Origin of the sequence: Salinimicrobium tongyeongense, assembly GCF_026109735.1 — a bacterium.
Lineage (GTDB): Bacteria > Bacteroidota > Bacteroidia > Flavobacteriales > Flavobacteriaceae > Salinimicrobium > Salinimicrobium tongyeongense.
This window is the reverse complement of record NZ_CP069620.1, coordinates 1,901,774-1,925,762: the sequence shown is the minus strand read 5'-3', so window position 1 is coordinate 1,925,762 and position 23,989 is coordinate 1,901,774. Positions and strand designations below refer to the sequence as shown.

Annotated in this window: 22 protein-coding genes; 9 read left to right on the top strand and 13 right to left on the bottom strand. The window is 44.7% G+C overall.

What is annotated here, in order from left to right; translation table 11 throughout:
• Positions 1–226: 226 nt before the first annotated feature.
• Together JRG66_RS08545 and JRG66_RS08540 are read left to right on the top strand one after the other, a co-directional pair.
• Positions 227–1,450: an MDR family MFS transporter gene (locus JRG66_RS08545; protein ID WP_265165427.1), complete on the top strand. Its 1,224-nt coding sequence runs from the start codon at positions 227–229 to the stop codon at positions 1,448–1,450.
• 165 nt (positions 1,451–1,615) lie between these two features.
• Positions 1,616–2,296, top strand: a complete 681-nt coding sequence (locus tag JRG66_RS08540) for a transposase (protein ID WP_265162346.1) — start codon at positions 1,616–1,618, stop codon at positions 2,294–2,296.
• Positions 2,297–2,307: 11 nt separating this feature from the next.
• On the opposite strand, the gene JRG66_RS08535 is transcribed toward JRG66_RS08540, so the two are convergent.
• Positions 2,308–2,670: a YegP family protein gene (locus JRG66_RS08535; RefSeq protein ID WP_265162345.1), complete on the bottom strand. Its 363-nt coding sequence runs from the start codon at positions 2,668–2,670 to the stop codon at positions 2,308–2,310.
• 352 nt (positions 2,671–3,022) lie between these two features.
• Here JRG66_RS08535 and JRG66_RS08530 point away from each other — a divergent pair, with 352 nt between their 5' ends.
• Positions 3,023–3,586 (top strand): DUF4256 domain-containing protein, encoded by a 564-nt coding sequence (locus JRG66_RS08530; RefSeq protein ID WP_265162344.1) that lies wholly within the window; start codon positions 3,023–3,025, stop codon positions 3,584–3,586.
• 70 nt (positions 3,587–3,656) lie between these two features.
• On the opposite strand, the gene JRG66_RS08525 is transcribed toward JRG66_RS08530, so the two are convergent.
• Complete coding sequence (locus JRG66_RS08525) at positions 3,657–4,463, bottom strand: NAD(P)H-binding protein (RefSeq protein ID WP_265162343.1); 807 nt, start codon at positions 4,461–4,463, stop codon at positions 3,657–3,659.
• A 168-nt stretch (positions 4,464–4,631) separates the two neighbouring features.
• Entirely contained in the window at positions 4,632–6,944 is a 2,313-nt protein-coding gene (locus tag JRG66_RS08520; RefSeq protein ID WP_265162342.1) for a M20/M25/M40 family metallo-hydrolase, read from the bottom strand.
• 128 nt (positions 6,945–7,072) lie between these two features.
• Between JRG66_RS08520 and JRG66_RS08515 the strand changes: the two genes are divergently transcribed.
• On the top strand, positions 7,073–7,540 hold the full coding sequence (locus tag JRG66_RS08515) for a CBS domain-containing protein (protein ID WP_265162341.1): 468 nt from the start codon (positions 7,073–7,075) through the stop codon (positions 7,538–7,540).
• Here JRG66_RS08515 and JRG66_RS08510 read toward each other — a convergent pair.
• The 3 genes from JRG66_RS08510 to JRG66_RS08500 all read right to left on the bottom strand — a co-directional run bounded on the left by JRG66_RS08510 (position 7,537) and on the right by JRG66_RS08500 (position 9,246).
• On the bottom strand, positions 7,537–7,884 hold the full coding sequence (locus JRG66_RS08510; protein ID WP_265162340.1) for a hypothetical protein: 348 nt from the start codon (positions 7,882–7,884) through the stop codon (positions 7,537–7,539). The two genes, JRG66_RS08515 and JRG66_RS08510, sit on opposite strands and share 4 nt — an antisense overlap.
• A 292-nt stretch (positions 7,885–8,176) precedes the next feature.
• Entirely contained in the window at positions 8,177–8,707 is a 531-nt protein-coding gene (locus tag JRG66_RS08505) for a GNAT family N-acetyltransferase (RefSeq protein WP_265162339.1), read from the bottom strand.
• Between the two features lie 65 nt (positions 8,708–8,772).
• Positions 8,773–9,246, bottom strand: coding sequence for a hypothetical protein (locus JRG66_RS08500; RefSeq protein WP_265162338.1), 474 nt, complete (start codon positions 9,244–9,246; stop codon positions 8,773–8,775).
• Between the two features lie 541 nt (positions 9,247–9,787).
• Here JRG66_RS08500 and JRG66_RS08495 point away from each other — a divergent pair.
• Together JRG66_RS08495 and JRG66_RS08490 are read left to right on the top strand one after the other, a co-directional pair.
• A complete protein-coding gene (locus JRG66_RS08495) occupies positions 9,788–10,120 on the top strand; it encodes a single-stranded DNA-binding protein (RefSeq protein ID WP_265162337.1) in 333 nt (110 codons plus the stop codon).
• Between the two features lie 28 nt (positions 10,121–10,148).
• Positions 10,149–10,493: a single-stranded DNA-binding protein gene (locus tag JRG66_RS08490; RefSeq protein WP_265162336.1), complete on the top strand. Its 345-nt coding sequence runs from the start codon at positions 10,149–10,151 to the stop codon at positions 10,491–10,493.
• A 139-nt stretch (positions 10,494–10,632) separates the two neighbouring features.
• Here the strand turns inward: JRG66_RS08490 and JRG66_RS08485 are convergent, their stop codons facing one another.
• Positions 10,633–11,535 (bottom strand): histone deacetylase family protein, encoded by a 903-nt coding sequence (locus tag JRG66_RS08485; RefSeq protein WP_265162335.1) that lies wholly within the window; start codon positions 11,533–11,535, stop codon positions 10,633–10,635.
• A gap of 56 nt (positions 11,536–11,591) precedes the next feature.
• Positions 11,592–13,706 carry a methionine--tRNA ligase gene (metG, locus tag JRG66_RS08480; RefSeq protein WP_265162333.1) on the bottom strand — a complete coding sequence of 705 codons (2,115 nt, stop codon included), beginning with the start codon at positions 13,704–13,706 and terminating at the stop codon, positions 11,592–11,594.
• 112 nt (positions 13,707–13,818) lie between these two features.
• Between metG and JRG66_RS08475 the strand changes: the two genes are divergently transcribed.
• Both JRG66_RS08475 and JRG66_RS08470 read left to right on the top strand, forming a co-directional pair.
• A complete protein-coding gene (locus tag JRG66_RS08475) occupies positions 13,819–14,406 on the top strand; it encodes a hypothetical protein (RefSeq protein ID WP_265162332.1) in 588 nt (195 codons plus the stop codon).
• A gap of 73 nt (positions 14,407–14,479) precedes the next feature.
• Positions 14,480–14,839 carry a YraN family protein gene (locus tag JRG66_RS08470; protein ID WP_265162331.1) on the top strand — a complete coding sequence of 120 codons (360 nt, stop codon included), beginning with the start codon at positions 14,480–14,482 and terminating at the stop codon, positions 14,837–14,839.
• On the opposite strand, the gene JRG66_RS08465 is transcribed toward JRG66_RS08470, so the two are convergent.
• Positions 14,836–15,369 carry a DUF421 domain-containing protein gene (locus JRG66_RS08465; protein ID WP_265162330.1) on the bottom strand — a complete coding sequence of 178 codons (534 nt, stop codon included), beginning with the start codon at positions 15,367–15,369 and terminating at the stop codon, positions 14,836–14,838. The genes JRG66_RS08470 and JRG66_RS08465 overlap by 4 nt on opposite strands.
• 23 nt (positions 15,370–15,392) lie before the next feature.
• Positions 15,393–16,652, bottom strand: a complete 1,260-nt coding sequence (locus JRG66_RS08460; protein ID WP_265162329.1) for a DUF389 domain-containing protein — start codon at positions 16,650–16,652, stop codon at positions 15,393–15,395.
• 237 nt (positions 16,653–16,889) lie between these two features.
• Between JRG66_RS08460 and JRG66_RS08455 the strand changes: the two genes are divergently transcribed.
• Complete coding sequence (locus JRG66_RS08455) at positions 16,890–18,140, top strand: cation:proton antiporter domain-containing protein (protein ID WP_265162328.1); 1,251 nt, start codon at positions 16,890–16,892, stop codon at positions 18,138–18,140.
• 27 nt (positions 18,141–18,167) lie between these two features.
• On the opposite strand, the gene JRG66_RS08450 is transcribed toward JRG66_RS08455, so the two are convergent.
• From JRG66_RS08450 to JRG66_RS08440, 3 genes are read right to left on the bottom strand one after another with little or no spacing between them, the layout of a single operon-like run.
• The gene (locus JRG66_RS08450; RefSeq protein ID WP_265165425.1) at positions 18,168–19,730 is read right to left on the bottom strand and encodes an NAD(P)/FAD-dependent oxidoreductase; all 1,563 of its coding nucleotides are present in this window, start codon (positions 19,728–19,730) and stop codon (positions 18,168–18,170) included.
• Positions 19,731–19,772: 42 nt separating this feature from the next.
• Complete coding sequence (locus JRG66_RS08445; RefSeq protein ID WP_265162327.1) at positions 19,773–21,161, bottom strand: DUF5689 domain-containing protein; 1,389 nt, start codon at positions 21,159–21,161, stop codon at positions 19,773–19,775.
• A 3-nt stretch (positions 21,162–21,164) separates the two neighbouring features.
• Positions 21,165–23,963 carry a carboxypeptidase-like regulatory domain-containing protein gene (locus JRG66_RS08440; protein ID WP_265162326.1) on the bottom strand — a complete coding sequence of 933 codons (2,799 nt, stop codon included), beginning with the start codon at positions 23,961–23,963 and terminating at the stop codon, positions 21,165–21,167.
• Between the last annotated feature and the right edge of the window lie 26 nt (positions 23,964–23,989).

Sequence of the window (23,989 nt, the reverse complement as noted above, 5' to 3'; positions counted from 1 at the left end):
ATTAATCCCGCAGGGATTAAAAATAATTCCGCCAGGAATTATTCAAAAAAAGCTACAGACGTTGCATGCAACGTCTCAGCAGCCACACCATCTCCCAGCCAAACTCTCAAAAAACGGCATTCACCCTCTTTCTTTGCAGAAACTTTCATTTTAAACAATTCATATTTAAATTTCCTCCCAACCAATCCATTTTTAATTTAATTTCAGCTTTTATTTTTCAGCAATGTTGCAGCGATTATTTAAGGCTTATATTGGCTCTTTTAGTGACCTGAGGCGGGAAGTATGGCTCCTGGCATTCATCACCTTCATCAACAGGGCAGGCACCATGGTGATCCCATTCCTGTCGCTGTATTTGACCAAAAACAGGGGCTTTGCACTTGAAGAAGTAGGCTGGATCCTCACGTTCTTCGGCCTGGGATCTGTGGCCGGATCCTGGCTGGGCGGGAAACTGGTCGACCAAATTGGCCATTATAAGACCATGGCTTTTAGCCTGCTAATTTCAGGAGTCTTATTTATCTTTTTGCAGTTCCCCACATCTTTTTGGGGGATTTGTGCCGGTATCTTTATCGTAATGCTGGTAGCCGATACCTTTAGGCCTGCAGTTTTTGTGGCTATCAACGCCTACAGCAAACCCCAAAACCGAACCCGATCTATCACCCTCATAAGGCTCGCCATTAACCTCGGATTTTCCGCAGGGCCCGCCGTTGGCGGTCTCATCATTGCTGGTGCCGGCTACAGCGGACTCTTTTGGGTAGACGGCATTACCTGCATCACGGCGGGATTTTTACTGCTAAAACTGCTCCACCCAAAAAAAGCCGTGGAAAACCCCAAAGAGATCCTCAGCATTCCAAAATCTATGATGAAAGACAAGCCATACCTTGTTTTTATAGGTGCAATGATCCTGTTCGGTTTTGTGTTCCTGCAATATTTTTCAACCATCCCGCTTTATTATGCCGATGTACATTTCTTGACCGAATTTGAAATAGGAATTTTGCTGGGCATTAACGGCTTCCTCATCTTCCTGTTTGAAATGCCGCTCATTAAATATTTGGAAGGGAAAATCCGTTCCCCGCTTTTCCACGTCATCACGGGAACTATCCTGGTTGCCATAAGCTTCCTGCTTATCAACCTCACAGGATGGGTGGGCATTTTACTTGTGGGAATGATCTTCTTGACCATTGGGGAGATGATCGCATTTCCGTTTTCAAACAGCTTCGCCCTTAAAAGAGCCGAAGGTGGAAAACAGGGCTCCTACATGGCATTATACAGTATAGCATTCTCTATAGGACATATTTTTGGCCATAATTCCGGCATGCAGATGATCAATAATTTTGGGTACACCCTTACCTGGAATTTAATGATCCTGCTTTCGCTCATTGCCTGTAGACTCCTCATTTACGTCGTTTTCCTGGTGAAAAAAGAAAGTGATGCCCCTGTTCTCGAAGCTTAATCCTGAATTTTCTGCGGAAAAGATTTTTACGACCATTTTAAGCAATTATTTTTGCTGAAGTTATTTATAAATAATTGATATTTAATTTTTTATATCTTGATACTTCTTCGGAAGAAAATTTACTCCCCCCGAAATTAGCCACATAATCACTCATCCCATGCACCAATGGCCGATCTTTTTAAGAACAAATACCGGATAAAATCTGCCCGATTGGAAAACTGGGATTACAGATGGAATGCAGCTTATTTTATCACCATTTGCACTGCCAACAGGAAACACTACTTCGGGGATATCAAAAACAAAAAAATGGAACTCTCCCCCACAGGGGCGATTGCAGATATTTTATGGCATGACCTCCCCCAGCATGCACCAACCTTGCAATTAGGAAATTTCATCGTGATGCCCAATCACATCCACGGAATCCTAATCCTCAACAATCCTTACCTCCCAAAAGAAGAAAAAGAGGAAGATAATATAAAAGAAAAGGGAGAAGAAAGAAGAGAAAATGAAGATAAAATTCAAGAAGTACAGACGTTGCATGCAACGTCTCCACAGCAACCATCCCCACAGCAACCATCTCCACAGCAACCATCCCCTCAGCAACCATCCCCAATCCCCAAAAATCTCCAAATGGCAAACATTTCCCCCAAACCAAATTCAATCTCCACCATCATTAGATCATATAAATCGGCTACCACAAAACATGCCCACCGACTGGGATTTGAATTTGAATGGCAAACCCGCTTCTACGACATTATCATTAGGGATGATAGGGCCTTCAGGAATATTTCAAACTACATTAAAAACAATCCGATGAACTGGAAAGAAGATAAATTTCATTTATAAGAAAGAAAACATCATTCTTCTGCTTCAACTTCAGCAAAAACATCTTCATTCAAAGAAAAATCCAGCGTCTCAGCTTCCGGAACATATTTCATGAATTGATCAATACCTTTTTGGAGCATCAATTCCGTTGAGAATTTTCGGCTGGTGGCCAGCACAAATCCGCCGCGGGTAAGCCTGAAAAAATACTTTCCCGATCCCGTTCTGGCCTTCCTAAAGGTGAACGCATCCAGTTCGGCCTGGATGGCCTCTATGATCTTTTCGCAATCAGATTTTTCCCTGCAGGCAATGCTGGTGAAGATAGTTTTTCCCTTGCGGGAGGCAAAAGTGAATTTATAATTTCCATTGTCTCTTTTACTTATCACAAATGCACTCATAGGCTGTCCTCAAATTTTTCAAAACCTCAAATCTAAAAAAACCGAAGTATGAAGCCACCCCATAATCTCAAAAAGTTATCAAGATTAAAATACCAGTTCATAAACCCAAAAACTGGCACCATATTTCAAATGAGCAACAAAACTGAGGGTACATGTTTGCAGTACATGCCAGGCTTTTAATATTTAAATTAAAAGCCTTTTTGATCAATCAAACCTTCAGCAGCAAAAATTCGTGAAAACTAACTACAGGGTGTCAAAAATGACATTTTTAAGAGCTCTTTTTACAGGTAAGTCCGGTGAAATAAATTTATTATCTTCCTAACTTGTTTGAATATAACTTTTAAGCTCACCAATGGCAACGAACAGCAAATTAAATGCAGAAGAAACTGCGCACCTTCTGCAGAAACTTAAATCAAGGTTTGAGGAGCATACTTCCCGCCACCAGAAGATAAAATGGGAGAAGGTGGAGAAAAAACTCAGTGCTAACCCAAAAAAACTATGGTCGCTAAAGCAAATGGAAGACACTGGTGGGGAGCCAGATGTGGTAAGTCTTAATGAACAATCGAGTGAATATGTTTTTATGGATTGTTCAAAGGAAAGCCCTGAAGGCCGCAGAAGCCTCTGTTATGACCGCGAGGCACTAAATTCCAGAAAGGCAAACAAACCCAAGCACAACGTAGTGGATCTTGCTTCCGAGATGGGAATTGAACTTCTAACTGAAGAAGACTACCACCACCTGCAACAGTTTGGCGAATTTGACACCAAAACCTCCAGCTGGTTAAAAACCCCTCAGGGAATAAGAGATTTAGGAGGAGCTATTTTTGGCGATTTCAGGTTTGGCAGAGTGTTCATATATCACAACGGCGCCCAATCTTACTATGCCGCACGGGGCTTTAGAGGCATGTTGAAGGTGTAGCACCCCAATTTTTAAAATTTAAAGGTTTGCCAAACTCTATGGCCCGGGTTTATAATTATTGCCGAAGCTTTTAAATTCCGGCGCCAAATTCCACTCCCAGCTCGCGCATTACTTTGGAAGCCGAGATCACTTTCCCTACAGAAGGCAGGTAATGATCAAACTGCGGAAGCTCCAATCCCATCTCCCGGGCTTTTTGCTGGTAATAGCGCTCTTTTGGCGGGTTAAGCGGAAACACGGCATTGTACACCTCTCCAAAAATGGCATTTTCAAGCAGTTTTTTAATCACCAGCAGGCAATCTTCCAGATGAATAAGGTTCACCGGCCCCATCGGGTTCGCAATGGCCTTTCGGCCGGCAAGATATTTGACCGGGTGCCGCCCCGCGCCCATAAGTCCGCCAAAGCGAATCACCGTGGTGTCAAAAATGGCATTTTCACGCAGGATTTTTTCTGCGGAAATAATCTCCTTCCCCGAAGCTGAAGTGGCGTTTGGCAGAGTGTCTTCTGTATACATCGGAAAGCTTTCAGTCTCTTCATAAACCGAAATTGAGGACACAAAAATCAGCTTTTTGACACCTGAAGCTTCAATTGCTTCAGCCAGTTTTTTTATGGCTTCAGAATAATGTATTTCCGGGTTTTTTCGAAGTCCCGGCGGAAAATCGATAATGAGAATATCTGTTTCTGAAAGAAATTCTTCAATCTTCCCCTCAATTCCTTCCGAAGTAACTTTTATTTGAAAGGCATCTATACCTTCAGTCTTCAAAAATGGCATTTTATGGGCCGAAGTGGTGGAGCCTTTCACTGAAAAGCCTTCAGCAAGTAGCATTTTTGCAAGCGGCAGTCCCAGCCAGCCCGTTCCGAGTATTGTAATATTTTCCAAATTATGAAAAGTTAGATTTTAGAAGTACGAAGTTGGAACAGAGGTGAGACGTGAGACGTGAGACTTGAGACTTGAGACTTGAGAAAAAAAATATTTTACGATCGATGACATTATTATCTATAATTTGTTTTAATCTATTTTGGATTTTGGTGCTTGAAATTTGGTGCTTTACTTTAAAATAAACGTTTTCTTCACCACAACAGCATCATTTAGCACAAAAGGTCGGGGGATCATCTCTTTTTCTCGCGCTGGCACCTGCAACTGCGGATGCTCGTGCAGATTATATGAGGCCTCTAAAAGGGTAATTTCGGGCTGCACTCCCTCTTCAACGGTCATTTGCAGGCGCAGGGTATCTTTACTCACGGCATAATAAGACAACAACCTGTCCCACCACCTGTTTTTGTGCACGTGAAGCTCACTTTCGCCGGGCTGAAGATATCCCGCTTCGAGGTTATTAGCTCTAAAAGATTTAAAATTCACCGTTTTATCGGCAAAAAGAGCCATACGATTGATCTCCCTATTGGGGGCAATTTTCACGTGGTAAACATCTTCGCCTTCAGCTTCAACCTCAGCTTTTTCCACAGAAATATACGGCTCCGGAAGCATGATTTGTGGCGCCGGCGCAGTTTTGCTGAAGCTGCTGCCATTCTTACTGCCAAACCAATACTTTTGCTGCGCAGGCACGGCATCTTCAAAATAAGCTTCGGTATAAGAATCGAGCGCATAATCGTAAGTGTTCCAGGTGGCAATATTTTGATCTTTATCGGCCACATAGACCAGGCTGTTGGGCCGGGGATGAGCTTCGGTGAATTCAGATTTAAAATGAGCAACGACAAAGAGCATTATAAAAATGACAAAACTGAGAAACCCTAAAAGCTGGTTATTTCTAAAAGTTGCAAACACGGGCCAAAGCAGCACGAACAACAACACGACAAGAACAGCCGCAAAAAAGAGCATTTTGAGGCCCAGGGCCACCGGAAATGAAAGGATGAAAGGCATTAGAATAAAGATCGCCGGAAGGCTGAGAAGGGCCAGCAAAGGCAACTTCCACTTTAGATCGACGATTAAAAGGAATAACTGCAGAATTCCAAAAATTAATGGAATTACAAAGTATGCTGCCCCTTTTAAGTACACTGCGGCCAGGGCACTTATGAGCCACCATAAAACAAGCGGTGCCATGAGAAGCTGGTGGCAATTTTGCGGTTTTCTAAACCTGTGATAGACGTAAAAACAAATGGCCAGGGCCAGGAAGATCACTGCAGCCAGGTACCAGTAGCCGTTGTAGGTAAAACCGTGTTCCATTTCCCTGTACTGCGGGTAAAACCAAAGGGCAAATTCCCAGAATAAATAACTCGCCAGGCCGGCCAGGAAAAGCGATAGCAGCAATGGCAAAAAGCCTTTTAGCATTGGTTTCACTTTCAGCTTTTTCTTCAGCATTCCAAAGATAATTAGGGCAAGCAGCATGAGGAGTGATACCAGCAGCAGCGGGAAAATCCATGAGTACGGATAATTGATAAGGCTTAAGCCCGGAACATCAAAAAACAGTACATCTTCAGAAGAATCAAGGCTACTGAGTGGGGCTTTAGCCGAATACCTGAGCAGGGGCATCAAGTAACTGCCCTGGTGTGCGAGCGTTCGGGCATCCAGGTTCTTGGGGATGTCGGTAGCTGTGTGATAGTCAAAATGATCGTCTATGAAAGCAAAATTGAGCCCGTTAATATTTCCCTGCTCTCGCAGCACAGTGAGATCGGTGTCATTTGGCAGCATTTTATAAACGCTGTAGGCCAGCGAATTGGTAACCGGATAAGGCACTCTGGCTTCAGAAAAGAGATCAATAAGCGCTTTATTCCCCCCGTTGGTTTCCAGCAGCATAAAGGAATTTCCTCCACTGCCGCGAGATTCGAAGTTGAGCGCCAGGCCAACATCTGCAGACCACGGATGTTCTTTTACAAACAATTCGGCACCGTTAAGGCCCAGCTCTTCGGCATCTGTAAAAAGCAGGATGATATCATTTTGAGGAATTTCTTCTGAAGCCCTGTAAGCCCTAACAGCTTCGAGAATAGTGGCCACGCCGCTGGCTGCATCGCTGGCCCCGGGTGAAGAATGCATGGCACTGTCATAATGCGACATGAGCAGCAAAGCCGCGCCCTCTCCAGTCCCTTTAATGCGTGCAAGGATGTTTTGGGAGCGCACGAGAGTGCCGCCTTTATTGAGTGAAAAACCTTCCTGCATTTCTACCAGAAGGCCCAGGGCCTCCAGTTGATCTACAATGTAATTTCGGGCACGTGAATGCGCAGCACTGCCCACGTAATGAGGCTCCTGCGCCAGGGCCTGCACATGCTCAAAGGCCCGGGCAGTCGAAAATTCATTGGCCGGTACTTCTTTGTCAAGGTCTACATAAGGACGGGTGCCAATGATACTCCAAATAACACCCGAGAACAGAATAAGGATAGCAATAAGCACCTGAATATTTTTTGCCATCTTCAAATATATCCAAAAGCAGTTCAACAACTAAACTGCCTCCCTAAAAATCTTAAATTATTGCCAACTCTCTTCGGAATATTGTAAGAATTTTATATTTTAAGAGCTAACAATCAAACATTTACGCTATGGGAATCAAGAGTTTTCAGGGAAGAAGGGCCGAGCCGGAAAAAGCTGCAAGTACACCTATTTGCGTGAAAGATTATATGTCTACCGACCTCATTACCTTCAGGAAAAACCAGACCGTGATAGAAGTTATGGAGCAGCTTATGCAACACAAAATTTCGGGCGGTTGCGTGGTTGATGAAGATAATAACCTGCAGGGAGTGATCTCTGAAGGGGATTGCATAAAACATATTTCAGACAGTAGATACTACAACCTGCCCATGGACGACAATCTTGTGGAAAAGCGGATGACCTGCGACGCCATTACAATTGATGCCGATATGAATGTGCTTGATGCAGCAAAAAAATTCATTGAACACCGGTTTCGCCGGTTTCCCATAGTGAGCAACGGCAAACTTGTGGGTCAGCTAAGCCAGAGTGATGTTCTGCGGGCCGCTCTTGCCCTTAAAGGTCAAAACTGGGGCTATTAAATTCGTTTTACAAGGGCGAAAAAATCTCCTTCCAGCGGCAGGTATCCCTGATCATACACAAAATAGTAGATATTCCCGGTCTTGGTGGTGTAAATGCTTGTGAAATAATCAAAGTTGAAGCCTTTGGCAAGAAGTTTTGATTTGGATAGCTTGATCTTGCCATCGGGGTTTAATTCCTCTAGAATACGGTAATTTTTGCGCAACTGGTTATTTACGTTGCGCACCATATTTTTGCTGTCTTTGTTGAGGTTATTATTGTAAGAATTGCGGCAGTAATCGCTGCAGAACTTTTTATCGGTTCTCCCCACAATTTTTTCCCCGCATTCAAGACAGCTTTTTTCCATATTATTAAAAATAGCAATTTTTTAATAAAATTTTAGGGCGAGGATTTTTGGAAATAAATACACAGATAATTTCTATTGTAGTGAACTTTTCATTCAGACCTCCTTTCTCCTGTTGATTGTTTATTGATAATTGTTCATTGAAATAAATGGCCACAAATTCCTTTAGGTTAGCAATTGAAAAATAATATGTAATTTTTTCTTTGTGTTCTTACTCAGAACCCTCACTCATGTGTGACTTTTCACGAAGAACACAAAGCTAAAGTCAAGCTCACAGAGAAATTTCAGTTTTTGTTTACTGCTCATCGATTAGTGAAAAAACAGCAACACTTATAAACCTGCCGTTCTTAAATTCTGAATCCCTCAAAATCCCTTCCTGCTGAAAATGGCATTTTTTGAGGGTATTTTGGCTACTGATGTTTTCAGTTTCCACAAAAGCTTCAACGCGATGAAGCCTTAAATCCTGAAAAGCGTAATCGAGCACCGGCGCCATCGCTTCCTGTATAAATCCCTTTCCCCAAAACTCCGGAAGCAGCCAGAATCCCAGTTCGGCTTTTTTGTGTATCGGGCTTATGTTGTGATACCCAATGGCCCCACAGAAAATGTCATCTTCATCAGAAATTATTGCCCACCAAATCCCGCTGCGGGTCCTTTCCAGTTCCGCATACCACGCCAGCTGTTCTCGGATGGCATCGAGACTGCTGTAATTGACTCTGTAGTATTTAATCACCTCGGGATGTGAAAGCCCCGAATAAATATTTCCCAGATCTTCTTCTGTGATTTGCCGTAACTTCAGCCGTTCTGTTTTTAAATTCGGAAAATCCATAGTTCAATTAGCAAAATCAGTTACTAGTTTATTATTTTTCATTCCTGATTTCTCAGTACTTAATACTACTTAAGTTTATCCAGTTCAAGATTCAGGTCGTACTGCAGGTCTTCGTGCAGCTTCTCCATATTCTTTTTCGCCAGGTCCAGCTGCCGTTCATAAAGACTTTTCAGGATCTTATTACGACGGATAGCAGGTTTGAAATCATTCATCTTCTGAAGAAAATAGATCAGCAATTCTACTTCGGTTTCCTTTTCCCCCGAATATCGACTGTATTTTTTGACATTTTTGAGGATCTTACGAATACCTTTCTTGGTGTAATAAGCATTGCTGCGATTAATTGCGGCAAATTCTGAATCCATTTCAGTTTTTACCTTCAGTTTATATTCTTCTTCATCCTGAGCTTCAAAAAGCAGATAGGTGAGCAGCTCCTTGTTCTCTTTCTTGAATCGTGACAGCCGCAGCACAATTTGCAACAGCTCTTCCCGGTCCTGGTGCTTTAATTCGTCTCTTATTTCTTTAGCCGAAGCTGGTTTCATTGCTTTCTCAATTTTAATTATTCGTGTGGGGCCAGGCCCTGTTCGTTTTTTACAGGCAATAGAAAAAGGAAAAGCAGGAGGAAAAACGCTGGCATACAGAAAAGGTTACACACCCAGACTTTCTTCAGAAGGAATCTTTTGGAAAATCTGAGGTTGTAGTACAGCTCATATTCTTTTTTCCTGAAGGTTTCAAAACCCTGATACCCAATCAACATTCCGAAGCTAAGAAAATAAACCTGTCGCTTAGCACTCCAAAGCACATCCCCGAGATCACAGAAAAAATGAGGTTGAAAAAATAAAATCCCGGTAATATTTCCAAAAGGCTCTTTGATTCATCCTGATTTTATCTATAAGGCCTGGCAACACTGCACTTTTGTAATAATACAAAAATTTATTCTGCAAAAATTATTCGTTTACAAACACTTACAAACGAATGTAAACGAAAACAAATCAGTATCAACCGAATAACATGTAAGACCGGCAGTAGGTTTGTCTCGTTGAAATGAACAAATGATTTTCAGCTAAAACAAATTATAGCATCATGAACACACTAAGAAACAAAGTACAGCTTATTGGACACGTTGGGAACGCACCAGAGATTTTAAACATGGAATCGGGTAAGAAGCTTGCCAAATTTTCTATCGCCACCAATGAAACCTATAAGAACAACAAAGGCGAGAAAGTGACCGACACCCAATGGCACAACGTGGTTGCCTGGGGCAAAACCGCCGAGCTTATTGAGAATTACGTACCAAAAGGAAAGGAAATAGGCGTGGAAGGTAAGCTTACCAGCCGCAGCTATGAAGATAAGGAAGGCAATAAAAGGTATATTACTGAAGTGGTTTGCAATGAAGTACTGCTTTTCGGAAAATAAGGATTTAACAACGATAATTCACAGTATTATGAACACCCTTAAAAATAACGTACAGCTGTCGGGCAACGTGGGAAAAGCACCCGAGATCATCACCTTAAGCACCGGTAAAAAGCTGGCAAAATTCTCACTTGCCACCCGGGAAACTTACACCAACCAGAAAGGTGAAAAAGTGACCGATACCCAATGGCACAATATTGTCGCCTGGGGTAAAATGGCCGAAATGGTGGCACAGCAAGTTCCCAAAGGCAGGCAAATTGAAATTGAAGGAAAACTCAACAGCCGAAGCTATGAAGACAGGAACGGCAACAAAAAGTACATCACCGAAGTTGTATGCAGGGAATTGTTCCTGCCGCAAATTACCAGTCAAAAATGACATTTTTGAATACCGGGGGCTGCTGAAAAAACACGGGATTAGGCTGAAATAATTCTCTCAACATAATTCTCTCCTGATGGTGTATTCACTGGAAGAGAAGAAAGTATATTTCAGGAATAATTTCGCAGCTCCGGTATTTTTAAAAATAGATTTCCTGTGCCAGGCGAAAAGTGTTGGCGTGGGCTTCAACTATATTTTTAATGTGAGGAGAGTAACCGCCACCCATGCTCACCTCTACGGGAATATTCAGATCATAGCAGGTTTGCAGCACATATCTGTCCCGTTCTTTACAACCGGCCTGGGTGCAGCCAAGTTTGCCCAGTTTGTCGGTGGCAAGAATATCAACTCCGCTCAGGTAGAAGATGAAATCAGGTTCTTGTTGTTCAATTAAGCGAGGCAGTGTTTCTTTCAGGATCTTTAGATATTCTTCATCGCCGGTATTGTTCTCCAGCTCAATATCGAGATCAGATTTTTCCTTTTTGAAGGGGTAATTATTTTTACCATGCATGGAAAAGGTGAAAACCGAAGCATCGTTTTGGAAGATTTCTGCCGTTCCGTTCCCCTGGTGTACATCAAGATCAACGATGAGGATCTTTTGTGCAAGCTTTTTCTTTTGCAGCCACTTTGCCGCCACCGCCTGGTCGTTGAACATACAAAAGCCTTCTCCCTGATTTGTATAAGCATGGTGTGTGCCACCGGCAATGTTCATAGCAATGCCATTTTTCAGAGCGTATTCAGCAGCCATCATGGTGCCCGAGCTAATCAAAAATTCCCGCTCTACCAGCTTTTTAGAAAGCGGCAGACCTATTTTCCTGGCTTCGCGGTAGCTTAAAGTCTCATTCTTCAGCGAGTCTACGTAATCTTTATCGTGAACTGCAAGTATATCTGCCTCATTGGGAAATACAGGTTCAAAAAAATTTTCTTCAGTACAAGTGCCTTCGTGAAGAAGTTGCTGCGGCACCAGCTCATACTTTTCCATTGGGAACCGGTGACCTTTGGGCAAAGGCAAAACATAAATGGGATGGAAAGCGATTTTGAGCAAGAGAGAAAATTTAAAACCTAACAGGTTTTAAAACCTGTTAGGTTTGTTGTCGTCCATTAAGAAATCACAGTACCCTCTTTCACTCCGTCTTCATCGGGATTGACGAAGACGAGTTTCCCTTCTTTGTTCTGGGTCATTAAGATCATACCTTCACTCTCCACGCCACGCAGTTTACGCGGTGCAAGGTTAACCAGTACGGTGACTTTCTTCCCTACAATATCTTCAGGTTTAAAACTTTCGGCAATACCCGAAACTATGGTGCGCACATCAAGGCCGGTATCTACTTTCAACACTAAAAGCTTGTTTGCTTTTGGCATTTTTTCAGCCTCCACTATGGTTCCCACCCGCAGGTCCATTTTTGAAAAATCTTCAAAAGTGGCAGTTTCCTTCTGGGGTTCGGCTTTTTTGTTATCGGCTATATTTGCGGCTTTTGTGGCTTCAAGTTTTTCCAATTGCTTCTGAATTTGTTCGTCTTCTATTTTTGAAAAAAGGAGTTCGGCTTTTCCAATAGCATGACCGGGTTCCAGAAGTTCCTTCCCCGAGCTGATATTGTCCCACTCACTTTCCTCCTGCCCTTCTCCAAATACCACTCCGCTGGTGTTAATTACAGCCTCCGAAGTTGAGCGGCCATAATCTAACATGCTTTTCAGCTTTTGTGAGCTGAATGGAAGAAAAGGTTCGCTAAGGCTTGCCAAAGCCGAAGCTATTTGCAAGGCTACATACATGATGGTTTTTACCCTCTCCTCATCGGTCTTGATAAGCTTCCATGGCTCTTCATCGGCCAGGTATTTGTTTCCGAGGCGGGCTACGTTCATGAGCTCGCCCTGGGCTTCCCTAAACCTGTAGCGCTCAATAGAACTGGCAATCACGGCTGGATAAGCCTTTAATTCGGCTAATGTTTGTTCATCAACTTCAGAGAATGCTCCGGGTTTTGGCACTATTCCGTCGTAATATTTGTTGGTAAGCACTACCACCCGGTTAATAAAGTTCCCAAAAATGGCAACCAGCTCGTTGTTATTTCTTGCCTGAAAATCTTTCCAGGTAAAATCGTTGTCTTTGGTCTCCGGTGCGTTTGCTGTTAAAGCATACCTCAACACGTCCTGCTGACCCGGAAATTCTTCGAGATATTCATGCAGCCACACGGCCCAGTTCTTTGACGTGGAAAGCTTGTTGCCCTCCAGGTTCAAAAATTCGTTTGCAGGCACATTTTCAGGAAGTATATAGCTGCCTTCGGCCTTGAGCATTGCCGGGAAAATTACGCAATGGAAAACAATATTGTCTTTCCCGATAAAGTGCACCAGCTTGGTATCTTCATCTCTCCAGAACGGCTCCCAGTCCCTTCCGGTTTTCTCTGCCCATTCTTTGGTAGACGAAATGTAGCCGATAGGCGCATCAAACCACACATACAGCACCTTGCCCTCGCCGCCTTCCACGGGCACGGGGATTCCCCAGTCAAGATCGCGGGTTACCGCACGTGGCCTTAGCCCGTCGTCTATCCAGGATTTTACCTGCCCGTAAACATTGGGTTTCCAGTCTTTCTTATGCCCTTCCAGGATCCACTCCTTAAGCCAGCTTTCGTATTGATCTAACGGCAAAAACCAGTGCCGGGTTTCCTTTAACACGGGAGTAGAGCCGGTAATGGCCGACTTTGGATTAATAAGATCGGTGGCATTATGGCTGGTCCCGCATTTTTCACACTGGTCGCCATAGCTCTCTTCAAAACCACATTTTGGGCAGGTACCCACCACAAACCTGTCAGCAAGGAATTGCTCGGCTTCAGGATCGTAAAGTTGCTGTGTGGTTTCTTCAGTAAACTTTCCGGCGTCGTACAGCTTTTTAAAAAATTCTGAAGCTGTTTTATGATGTACTATAGCTGAAGTTCTCGAGTAATTATCGAAAGAAATTCCGAAGTCTTCAAAGCTCCTTTTAATGATCTTGTGGTATTTATCTACCACATCCTGTGGAGTAACACCTTCCTTTTTGGCCTTTATGGTAATGGGCACCCCGTGTTCATCGCTCCCGCACACAAAAGCCACCTCGCGCCCCTGCATGCGCATAAAGCGGGCGTAGATATCGGCAGGCACATAAACGCCTGCTAAATGTCCAATATGTATAGGGCCGTTGGTGTACGGCAGGGCAGCCGTAATTGTATATCTTTTTGGTAGTTCCATTCTCAAAATTAAAGGCTGTAAAGTTAAGCAAGTGCAGGGGATTACACGTTAAATTTTAGTAAAAGGCAGTGCCGGTGCGACAAATCTTCTGCATTTTAGTAAAAAAGTAGAAATGAAGAAACTTCTTATACTGGCACTTATAATTTCAATTGCAGGGTGTAAAAGCCGAAAACTCCAGGCTAATTCTGCGGAAAAGTTTCAGCTTGAAAATTTAGCTGAAGTAATAAGCCAAAACAGGCTGGAAGCCATTTATCCTGAAGCACAAATTTCTGAAGGGGTTGATCTTTTTGACGAAGGTACCGTAGAGCGTGCCTACAGCATTTTATACCCCGAAACTAAAGATGAGCTGCTTATCATCTGGGAAGACAGGACCCAAAACCGGCCGCACCAGATTTATGTGGAAAAAAACGGCCGCTGGCAAACCCGCAACGGAATTAAAGTTGGCACCCGCTATGAAGACCTGGTGGAGGTTAACAAGGGCCCCATAGATTTCTACGGATTTGGCTGGGATTACAGCGGTGCAGTAGACTGGAAAGGCGGAAAAATGGAAGATTCTAACGTGAGAGTATTTTTAACCCCCGTAGAAGCACCTCCCAAAGGTTTTTATGGAGACCACATCATAGAAGCCAACCCCCAGGACATCATCAACCTTGACCTTAAGGTAAGGGCCATGGTCTTTCAAAATGACAGCAGGTCTTAGTAACGAATTCACCCTCTAAAGGAGTTTCAAAAATGGCATTTTTGACACTCCTTTAGAAGTAGTATTTAAGGATATGGCACAACACAATGAACTGGGAAAAAGAGGCGAAGAACTCGCCGTAACCCATCTTCTAGCTTCGGGCTATAAAATTGTGGCCAGAAACTTCATTTACCAAAAAGCCGAAGTTGATATCATTGCCCGAAAAGGCAATATTCTGGCGGTTGTGGAAGTAAAGACCCGCAGTACGCCAAATTTTGGGGATCCGCAGGATTTTGTGAAGAAAAAACAGATCAATCAACTGGTCAAAGCCATAGATTACTTTGTAAACGAACACCATCTCGATGTAGAAGTGAGATTCGACATAGTCGCTATTATAAAAAACAAATCCGGCACCAGGTTGGAGCACATCAAAGACGCCTTTTTGCACTTTTAAAGATCGGCTTGCTCCACCAGCTCCTGAAAAGTGGAATTTTCCCCTTCCTTTGATTTCCCGATGACCGACAGGCTGGCGTCAATCTCAAGAATTACTGCGGAAACATCATCCATACTGCCAAAGCCTTTTTTGCGGGCTGCCCCAATAATTTTACTTTTATCGAGCCTTTCCTTGTGCAAATTCTTCTGAATAAATTCCCCGTTGTAATACAAAAGCGTAGGGGTAGAATTAAAAATGCGCTTAAAAGTACCTGATTTGTTCTCTAAATATGCAAAAATGAACTGTAGCAGCGCCAGCAGGGCAAAGGCAGTTACAGCTTCAGAGATTGAAAGATCTTTGGCAGTAAGTGTGCGGCCAAAGACCGCCCCAATGGTTACCGCTATCACAAAATCGAAAGCACTCATACTGGCCAGGGTCCTCTTGCCGGAGATTTTCAGAATAAGAACAATTGCCAGATAGGCTGTAACCCCTACCAGCACGATCCTTACCAGTGGCTGGATGCCGTTCCATAGAAATGTAGTGTCGTCCATACTTCTTGGTGTTAGAATATTTTCTAATCTTCAGCTACATTGACCTGGTAGACTTCATAAATATTGTCATCCTGGTATTGCAGGTTCTCCTTGAGATACTCAATGATCCTTTTTTTGAGCACTGCTTCAGAAATAGTGGTATCCCTGGGAAGAACGCTAATGGTATAACTCACTGTAGGATTTCCATTGATCTTGGTGTTGGTGAAGCTCACATCTTTATTGATCACTTCAATGAAGTCGAGCTTGTTGAGTTTTTTGTCGAGCTCTTCGGTGAGTTCGGTATTCATGCTGGCCTTCCGAAGAAATGGTGGCTGGCTGTATTGCCAGAACATCATTCCCCCAATAGCCAGGGCTACAATGCCCGATGTGATGTAGGTAAGCATTTTATTTCCTTTTAAGAACCGCACTCCGCTGGGGGTGATTTTTCCGAAGAAATAAAACACCAGGGTAGCCGAAAGATGTATGCCCAGCAGCTGTAAAATAATCCTGAACACGCTGCTCGAAACCACTTCCCAATCTAACAAATAGATGCCCGCACCAATTAGCCCAACCGGCGGCGCCAGGGAAGCTGCTACCAGGATTCCCACTGCCGCGCCCGACACCAGGCTGTCCCTTTCTGACTGGATGATGTTGATTGCCCCCGCAAACCCAGAGATAAGCGGAAGAAAAATTGCCACTTTTGACACATGGCTAATTTCTACCATAAGCGGTGTCAAGGTGTTTAGCGGGAAGATAAGGGTCATCAACAAACTGGCAATTACGCCTGTGCCAATGGCAATCCCGTAGCGTTGCAGGCTGCTTTTAAGCAGGGGTTTCTTCCCGGCAGCTGTGGCCAGGGCAGCGTTCATGGCCGGCCCGGCAAATGGTGCCACCAGCATGGCCGCCACCAGCAGGTAGACGGTGGTGGTGTAAAGGCCAATCCAAACGAGCAGCCCGGCGGCAAAAGAGTAGCCAATTAGCCCTTTTACAGAGCCTACACTTTGTATACCACCCAGGTAAATTTCCAGCGAACTTTTGGGTTGCACATCGGCCACCTGGTCGGGAGATTCAGATGCGGGAGGGTAAAGGGTGATGACACCCCGGGGAATGAGACTTATTTCGGGCTCCTCAAATTCGTCTATACGTTTCAGGAAGTTGTTCACTTTCCTGTTAGGCAGGTAAATGATAAATACGTCATTTTCTTCATTGGGCAGAAAAATGGAGTTTTTCCCTTCAAATTCTTCAACTATTTCAAGAACTTCATCTTTATGCCCCTTGGAAATTTTAAGAATAAGTTGTCTCATCGTGTAACAGTTCGGGTTTTGGTGGGGGAACAAAGCCAAAAATCAAAGGCCTGATATACAAGATAATTGAAAGCAACTAACTGTGCCATGCCATTAAGGGAACTTTAAGGGTTCAGCAGGAAACTCAGCAATAAAGGGAGCCTGTTATCTTCAGATTTTAAAAAATTCTTAAGAAAATAGCAGCAGGAACTGTTTACCTTTAAAAACAAGCACTAAATCAGGAAACCTATGGATTCGATGACGCTCATATTTTTTATCAGCTTACTGATCATCCTGGCAGGTGCATTTTTTAAAAAAATACAGGATATTTCGGTAACCGAGCCTCTTCTTGCCCTGTTCCTGGGCGTGCTGCTGGGGCCCGATCTTCTCAATGTGATAAAAACCTCCAATGCTCAAACTGAATTCCACATCCTTGAAATCGCCTGCCAATTCACTATTGCCATGGCTTTGATGGCAACAGCTTTGCGGCTTCCGAAGCATGTTTTCAGAAAAAATGCCACCACGCTCTCTATCCTGCTGATCTTTGGGATGCTGCTCATGTGGATATTTGCCAGCGGAATCTTTTATCTGCTGATGCCAAATACCGGCATTTTTCAATGCCTCCTGCTGGGCGCCATTATTGCCCCTACCGATCCTGTGGTAGCTTCTACGCTGGTTACCGGAAGGAAAGCTGAAAAATTCCTGCCTGCAAAACTTAGAAATACACTCTCTTTTGAAGCCGGTGTAAATGACGGGCTGGCCTTTCCCATTGTCTTTCTGGCCCTTTACCTGCTAAACGCCGAAGGCAGTGGCGACCTGGGGCAATGGTTCGTAAAAATTCTATTGTACGAGAGCATTCTTTGTGCAATTTTGGCCTATGGCGTGGGCTACGCCTGCGGTTACCTCCTTAAAAAGACCCACAAGGCCGGCTACCTGAACCGCAAGACACTTTTGTCATTTTCAACAGCCGTGGCCCTGTTGCTTTTAACCGGTTTTGAACTCCTTCACATGAACCCTATTATTGCAGTTTTTGCCGGCGGCTTTGCTTTTGCAAAAGATATTACGGCCGCTGAAGACCTTAAAGAAGAGAGGATACAGGAAACCATGGAGAGGATAACCACCGTGCCCGTGTTTTTCATTCTGGGGCTCATGCTGCCGTGGCAGGACTGGTACAACCTGGGCTGGACAGCAGTCTTGATCGTCGTTCTTATTCTCTTTTTAAGGCGTTTGCCGGCACTGCTCATCCTAATGCCTTTTATGCCCCAGTTCAGGAAGAAAATTTACAGCGTCTTGATCATGGGCTGGTTTGGGCCCATTGGAGTTGCCGCACTCTATTACGCAGTATTGGCGAAAGAAAAAGCCCATTTTGAAGATGCCTGGATCATTCCCAGCCTGGTGGTCGCAGCTTCAACCGTAGTCCACGGATTGACCAGCGTGCCCCTGGAAAAACTGTATCACAGCACTTCGGAAGGAACAAACGAAAGGGAAAACCTCGAAAATAGAACCTGAAAGCGGAGGTTAACCATTGAATATTGTTTATTGTTTATTGTTTATTGCCAACACCGCTTTTTCAGCACATTTTTCTCCATCTACGGCTGCCGAAACTATTCCGCCGGCATAGCCTGCACCTTCGCCACAAGGGTAAAGGCCTTTTATTTGCACGTGCTCAAGAGTCGCAGGATCCCGCGGAATACGCACGGGAGAGGAAGTTCGGGATTCGGTAGCATGCACAACGGCTTCATTGGTAAAATAGCCCTTCATGCTTTTCCCAAATTCCACAAATCCCTTCTGAAGGCTTTTATGAACAAATTGCGGAAGCACTTCCCCCAGGTTTACTGAAGTAATTCCGGGTTTATAGGAGGTTTGCGGAAGCTTGCCCGAAGTTTTTCCATTACTGAAATCTACCAGCCTTTGTGCAGGGGCGGTTTGGGTTTGTCCGCCGGCGAGCCAGGCTTTTTTCTCTACTTCCTGCTGAAATTTAAGGGCTGCCAGGGGTGAGGTTCCAAAAATGGCAAAATCTGAAGGTCTTATCTCTACCACGATTCCCGAGTTTGCAGTGGCCTGGTCTCTCCTGCTGGGAGACCAGCCATTGGTCACGATCTCACCGGGAGAGGTGGCACAGGGGGCAATGATCCCGCCCGGGCACATACAAAAGGAATAAACTCCCCGGCCTTCCACCTGTTTTACAATGCTGTAGGATGATGGTGGCAAAAATTCTCCCCGGTGCGGGGTGTGGTACTGTATCTGGTCAATAAGGCTTTGTGGATGCTCCACCCTCACGCCCAGCGCAAAAGGTTTTGCTTCTATATAGATCTTTTTGTTGTATAGCAGCGTGAAAATATCCCTGGCTGAATGCCCGGTGGCTAAAATGACTTTTTTAGCGGCTATTTTTCTTCCGTCGAGCAATTGCACGCCCTCGATTTCGTTATTTTTCACCTCAAGATCTACCAGCCTGGCATTGAACAGCACTTCCCCCCCATGCTCAATTATCGTTCTGGTAATATTCTGGATAATTGCAGGTAATTTGTTGGTGCCAATATGCGGATGCGCCTCCACCATAATTTCGCGGGTAGCTCCAAAAGCAACAAAAAGTTCCAGGATCCTGTTAACATCACCTCGTTTTTTACTTCGGGTGTAGAGTTTTCCGTCAGAATAAGTGCCGGCACCTCCCTCTCCAAAACAGTAATTGGAGTCTTCGTTTACAAGGTGTTCTATATTCAGCTTTTTGAGGTCACGGCGGCGGGCACGCACATCTTTTCCGCGTTCAATGACAATGGGTTTCTTACCCAGCTCTATACATCGCAGCGCAGCAAATAAACCGGCGGGGCCGGCTCCCACGATGATCACGGGTTGGGCGGCCGAAACATCCTTATATTCCGGTTTATTGATATTCTCTGCTTCAAAATCCTCCTGCAGGTAGAGCTGAACCCGTAAATTCACCTTTATCTTCTTTTGCCTGGCATCAATGCTCCTTTTCACAACTTCGATGTGCCTTATTTCAGAAAAAGGAATCCCCTTTTCCCGGGAGAGATGATGTTTTAAGGCATCGGTACTTGCGGCAGTTTCAGGAGAAACCTGCAGATTAATTTCTTGTTGCACCCGTTTTAATTTTGACACAAAGATATGTTTTCTGCAGTTGAATTATTCCGCAGTAATCATAACATCATCAAGTTCATAAACACCATTGTAATAGGAATGGTCACTGCCGGTATACCTGAAGGCTATATAGCCTTTCCCCGCAATGCATGAAAGATCTACCAGCCCCGAAGAGATCCAATCGCCAAAAAAGTCATTTTTTGCTGCTATTTTTGCCGCCGACAGGATCTGCCATTCTGCTTTCAAAAGGTTTTCTTCGGAACCATCCCAATCCGTAGAAATTAGCACTTCCATAAAACTGCCGTTTGCCAGGCTGGTAGAAGTTTTAAAGCTGAGTACTTCTGCGGAATTTGCATCGAAATTGATCTTTGGGGTGATAAGCCAGCTAAGGCTTCGGGAATCACCCGAACCTGCCGGTCGCATCCTGGCCGACCGGCCCAGGGAAGCGTTTGCGCCCGTGGCAGTAAAGGCTTCCCATTGCCTAGAGCCTTCCTGAACGATATTTTTCCAGCCTTTTCCATCAACAGGTTTATTATTCTTTTGCAAGCTGAAATCATCTTCAAAAAGGATCTTACCTCCCCTGGAAGTAGCCAGGCCGCAGCTGGAAGTTGCAGGGTCACAGCGCGAACTATTGCTGAAGCTGATGTCTTCGGGAAGGTTCATATAAAGGGTATAGATTTCATCATAGAAATCCCTGGTCAAAATTCCCTGCACGTTACCCGAACCGGCGGGCAGCTTTAAAGCAGCAAAATCGGCATAGGTACTGGTGCTAATTATAAAGGGGAAATCTCCCGTGCAGCTTTCCACCAGCCTCTCACCGTCAAACTCATCATTTTCTTCTGCCGCATAAGTTGCAGGGTTTTGCGCTTGTACCAGTAATTTATTGAACTGCACATCTTCAATTTTAACGTACAGGTTTTCTAGCGCATCACTAAATTCCGAAGCTTTTATGAGCCTGGGAGTGATTGCGGCCACCTCTGCACTTCTGCTTATGTGAAAAGCAACCTGCGATTCGGGGATATTTATGATCTGGTTTCCTTCGGCCACACCAAGAGTGGTTACGCCATTCACCTGGCCAAGGCTAAGGCCGTTAAGGTGGATGTATACTTTTCTTCCGAAGTTATAAAACTGGTAATAGGAAGCCATGTTCAGCCTGATATTTATACCGGCCACTGGCTGCTCTGGTTTGTCCTGCACCACCAGTTCCTTATAAAAATTTCCGGCTTCATCGCTGGAAACCACATAGGCCTCAAGCACCAGGTCTCTGTCAAAAGTCAAGAGCCTTTCCTGATCCTGCATAAACATTCCCACCACGGCCTGTAAATCTATATTGGTTGCTACAGGGCTAAGCGTCACCCCGGGTGTTGTAAAATCATCTTCAGGAGCACAGGAAAATAAGACCAACAGGCTCAAAAATGGCAAAATTCTCTTCATTTTTTAAAATCTTAAGTAAACGTGAGCGTAATAAGTAGTGCCGGGGCCAAACCAGTATTTAGGGCCAAAAAGGGGCTTGTCCCTCTCCATATCGGCCTTTAGCAGGGTGTAATTCACATTGCGGGATTGTTCATAACCTCCGGTTGTGTAGGTGGTGTCGAGGATGTTGTTGAGGCTGGCAAAAACGCCCAAAAACCTGTTCTTAATTTTCCAGGATTTACCTCCGGCCACATTGACCAGCATGTAGCTGTCAAATTCTTCCTGCCGCAGCAGTTCTTTTGCAATATTTTCGTCAAAATTCAGCAGCGGCAGGCCATCAAGATCGGTTTGAAAATTACGGGTCCTCGTGAGAGGGGCCACATCGATAAAGGACTGCGAAAAGAAGTTGGCCGAAGCCGAGATCCACCAATACGCAGGATCCCGATATTCAAATCCGCCCTGTACTGCTCGCTGCGGACCACCCGGAAGACTGTATCCCTCCAGGATAGTCTGCCCCATGTGCCTGGCTTCAGTAAAATCATCTGAAGTGAGGTAGATGTTGGGGTTACTGTGGTAGATGTATTCACCAATCGAACCTGCAGAACGTATTTTAAGCGTAGGCGTAAGCGGAATTTCCAGTCCAAACTCAACCCCTACATGCCGCTTATCTATACCTGTCATGATTTCCTGAACAAAGGCATTGGTAACGTCCCTTCCTGAACCTGCAAGCCCGTCGGCATAATAAAATGAGACTTCGGCAGCATCTTCAAAAAGGCCATAAAATCCGGTGATTCTTCCGGTAAGCCATGGGGTACGGACCTGGTAACCGGCATCGGCAGTCATTATTTTTTCACTCGTGAGGCCTAGAACAAGGTCATTGTTTTGCCGTGCATTGGAGAAGCTGTTTCGCAAGGCCGGTGGTTTGGTGAACCAGGAAAGATTGGTGCTCAGATAATTCCTGCCATTCAATTTATAGGTGAGCCCGGCCTTCGCACCGTAATTCCCGAAGTTGATCTCTTGGCTTTCTCCCAGGGAATTCTCGGGGAAATTGCCATTCTGAAAATGCCCGGTGCGCCGGTAAGTTGTAGCAGAAGTTTCGACAGCCAGGTAAGTCTCTGTTTTTGAAAGCTTGAATTCTGCCTGAAGGAATCCGCCGCCTTTTGTGGCATTAAAGCTGTAATGGTATTTAAAAATGTCATTTTCGGAAACTAATTTGTTGGGGTTTTGCAGGTCATTCTGCGCCTTTGATCCTGTTGAAAAGGCATCTACATCAAGAAAAGAAGTGGCCCCGAAAAGATCGAGTACCAATGCAAAATTTTCACTCTCTAATTGCCTGAAATCCACACCACCCGTTAAAGCGAATTGAGCGTTGAGCTCGAACCTGAAATTGGAGGCTGCGGAAAATTGCCGGTCATCGGTCCTGTCTTCATAAAGAGCATAGATTGCATTGCCTCCCGCCGCAGTAGCCGACTCATTTGCCAGGTAGAACTCGTCCCAATTGATTTGCCCAAAGCTCCGGAATTCCTGCTCTGCCAGGTAAGCCTCCCGGAAATGGGGAGCATCTGAAAACCTCAGAAAATAAGAAGGCAGCTTTTGATAATAGGCAGGATCGGGGTTGCTGCCCCCGCCCAGAAAGATATCTTCGGCGCCCTCGCGATATAACCGGCTACCGCCATATTCAATCCTGCTGTTCCCCATCTTCCCAAACTGGTATGCCACAGCGGTATTAATTTCAAGAGCTTTGTTCACATTCCAGGCGTGGTTGAGCATAAACACGGGCTCCTCGACAAGCTGCACCCGTGAATTCCTGATCTCCCCCTCCTGCCAACCCCAGTAAGAATTGTAAGTGTTCCCCTTCAGATCAAAAACTTCCCGGGTGTTTGGCGAATTTCGGCCGCGTTTGTTCGGGGTGTAGAACCCGGTGAAATTCAGGCTGTGAGCCTCACTAAATTTCTTTTCTACGGAAGCAAAAATTGAATTGGCGTCATAGATAGTCCCTTCCACAAAACTTTCTTCAGCAAAACGCCTTGCCACTGAAAAAGAATATGCCCAGCCTGATGCGAGCAAGCCACTGTGATAGCTGCCCATAGCCCTCCCGGAGTAGGACCTGTTGGCCACCGCATAAGAAAATTTACCGCCATGGGTATATTGAGAAGCACGCATAATGATGTTCGTGGTACCGGCCGGGCCTCCAAATGATACTGCCGAAGGGCTTGTACCGGCAGAGAATTCCTGGTGGCGTTGCACATCGTTTAATCCGCCCCAATTGCTCCACAAAGGCCTTCCGGAGAAGATTTTATTCATTTCTATGCCGTTGATGAGTACTTTCCCATATTCACTGTCGTAACCACGCGGCCGAAAAAAGGTGGGACTAAAATCGAAAGCAGCCGCATTCAGAAAAACATCTTTGGAAGCCTGCAGGAGCCCCGAAATATTTGAGACACTTTGCTCTTCGTCCAGCTCGTGATCGCCCAGGGATATAATTTCGGTTTGCCGCTGCATTTCGGGCAGGTTGGGCACTAAAGGGATCTGGCCGAGCTTGATATCTTCAGAAGTAATTTTAAGCGGAAAATGTTTGCTGAAAAAGCCATTTTTGGAGAGTGTAAGAATTTGTTCACCCTGCGGAAGCCCTTCAGAAAAAACAAAAGTTCCGTCAACGTCTGTAGATTTCTCAACGACAGCATTAGATATGGTTACTGTAACGCTACTGAGAGGCTCTCCCGAAACCTCATCTATAACAAGACCGCTAACCTGCTGCCCAAACGCAGCTGCAGACAAAAACAGGAAAGAAAACAGGATCCTCCCAAAAGAAAATATTTCCATAAAACACTAGAGGGGAGGCATTTATG

Excerpts from the sequence above, each read along its gene's own strand:
- JRG66_RS08540 (WP_265162346.1), top strand. The coding sequence starts at position 1,616 with ATGGCCGATCTTTTTAAGAACAAATACCGGATAAAATCTGCCCGATTG.
- JRG66_RS08535 (WP_265162345.1), bottom strand. The coding sequence starts at position 2,670 with ATGAGTGCATTTGTGATAAGTAAAAGAGACAATGGAAATTATAAATTC.
- JRG66_RS08530 (WP_265162344.1), top strand. The coding sequence starts at position 3,023 with ATGGCAACGAACAGCAAATTAAATGCAGAAGAAACTGCGCACCTTCTG.
- JRG66_RS08520 (WP_265162342.1), bottom strand. The coding sequence starts at position 6,944 with ATGGCAAAAAATATTCAGGTGCTTATTGCTATCCTTATTCTGTTCTCG.
- JRG66_RS08515 (WP_265162341.1), top strand. The coding sequence starts at position 7,073 with ATGGGAATCAAGAGTTTTCAGGGAAGAAGGGCCGAGCCGGAAAAAGCT.
- JRG66_RS08510 (WP_265162340.1), bottom strand. The coding sequence starts at position 7,884 with ATGGAAAAAAGCTGTCTTGAATGCGGGGAAAAAATTGTGGGGAGAACC.
- JRG66_RS08505 (WP_265162339.1), bottom strand. The coding sequence starts at position 8,707 with ATGGATTTTCCGAATTTAAAAACAGAACGGCTGAAGTTACGGCAAATC.
- JRG66_RS08500 (WP_265162338.1), bottom strand. The coding sequence starts at position 9,246 with ATGAAACCAGCTTCGGCTAAAGAAATAAGAGACGAATTAAAGCACCAG.
- JRG66_RS08495 (WP_265162337.1), top strand. The coding sequence starts at position 9,788 with ATGAACACACTAAGAAACAAAGTACAGCTTATTGGACACGTTGGGAAC.
- JRG66_RS08490 (WP_265162336.1), top strand. The coding sequence starts at position 10,149 with ATGAACACCCTTAAAAATAACGTACAGCTGTCGGGCAACGTGGGAAAA.
- metG (WP_265162333.1), bottom strand. The coding sequence starts at position 13,706 with ATGGAACTACCAAAAAGATATACAATTACGGCTGCCCTGCCGTACACC.
- JRG66_RS08475 (WP_265162332.1), top strand. The coding sequence starts at position 13,819 with ATGAAGAAACTTCTTATACTGGCACTTATAATTTCAATTGCAGGGTGT.
- JRG66_RS08470 (WP_265162331.1), top strand. The coding sequence starts at position 14,480 with ATGGCACAACACAATGAACTGGGAAAAAGAGGCGAAGAACTCGCCGTA.
- JRG66_RS08465 (WP_265162330.1), bottom strand. The coding sequence starts at position 15,369 with ATGGACGACACTACATTTCTATGGAACGGCATCCAGCCACTGGTAAGG.
- JRG66_RS08460 (WP_265162329.1), bottom strand. The coding sequence starts at position 16,652 with ATGAGACAACTTATTCTTAAAATTTCCAAGGGGCATAAAGATGAAGTT.
- JRG66_RS08455 (WP_265162328.1), top strand. The coding sequence starts at position 16,890 with ATGACGCTCATATTTTTTATCAGCTTACTGATCATCCTGGCAGGTGCA.
- JRG66_RS08445 (WP_265162327.1), bottom strand. The coding sequence starts at position 21,161 with ATGAAGAGAATTTTGCCATTTTTGAGCCTGTTGGTCTTATTTTCCTGT.
- JRG66_RS08440 (WP_265162326.1), bottom strand. The coding sequence starts at position 23,963 with ATGGAAATATTTTCTTTTGGGAGGATCCTGTTTTCTTTCCTGTTTTTG.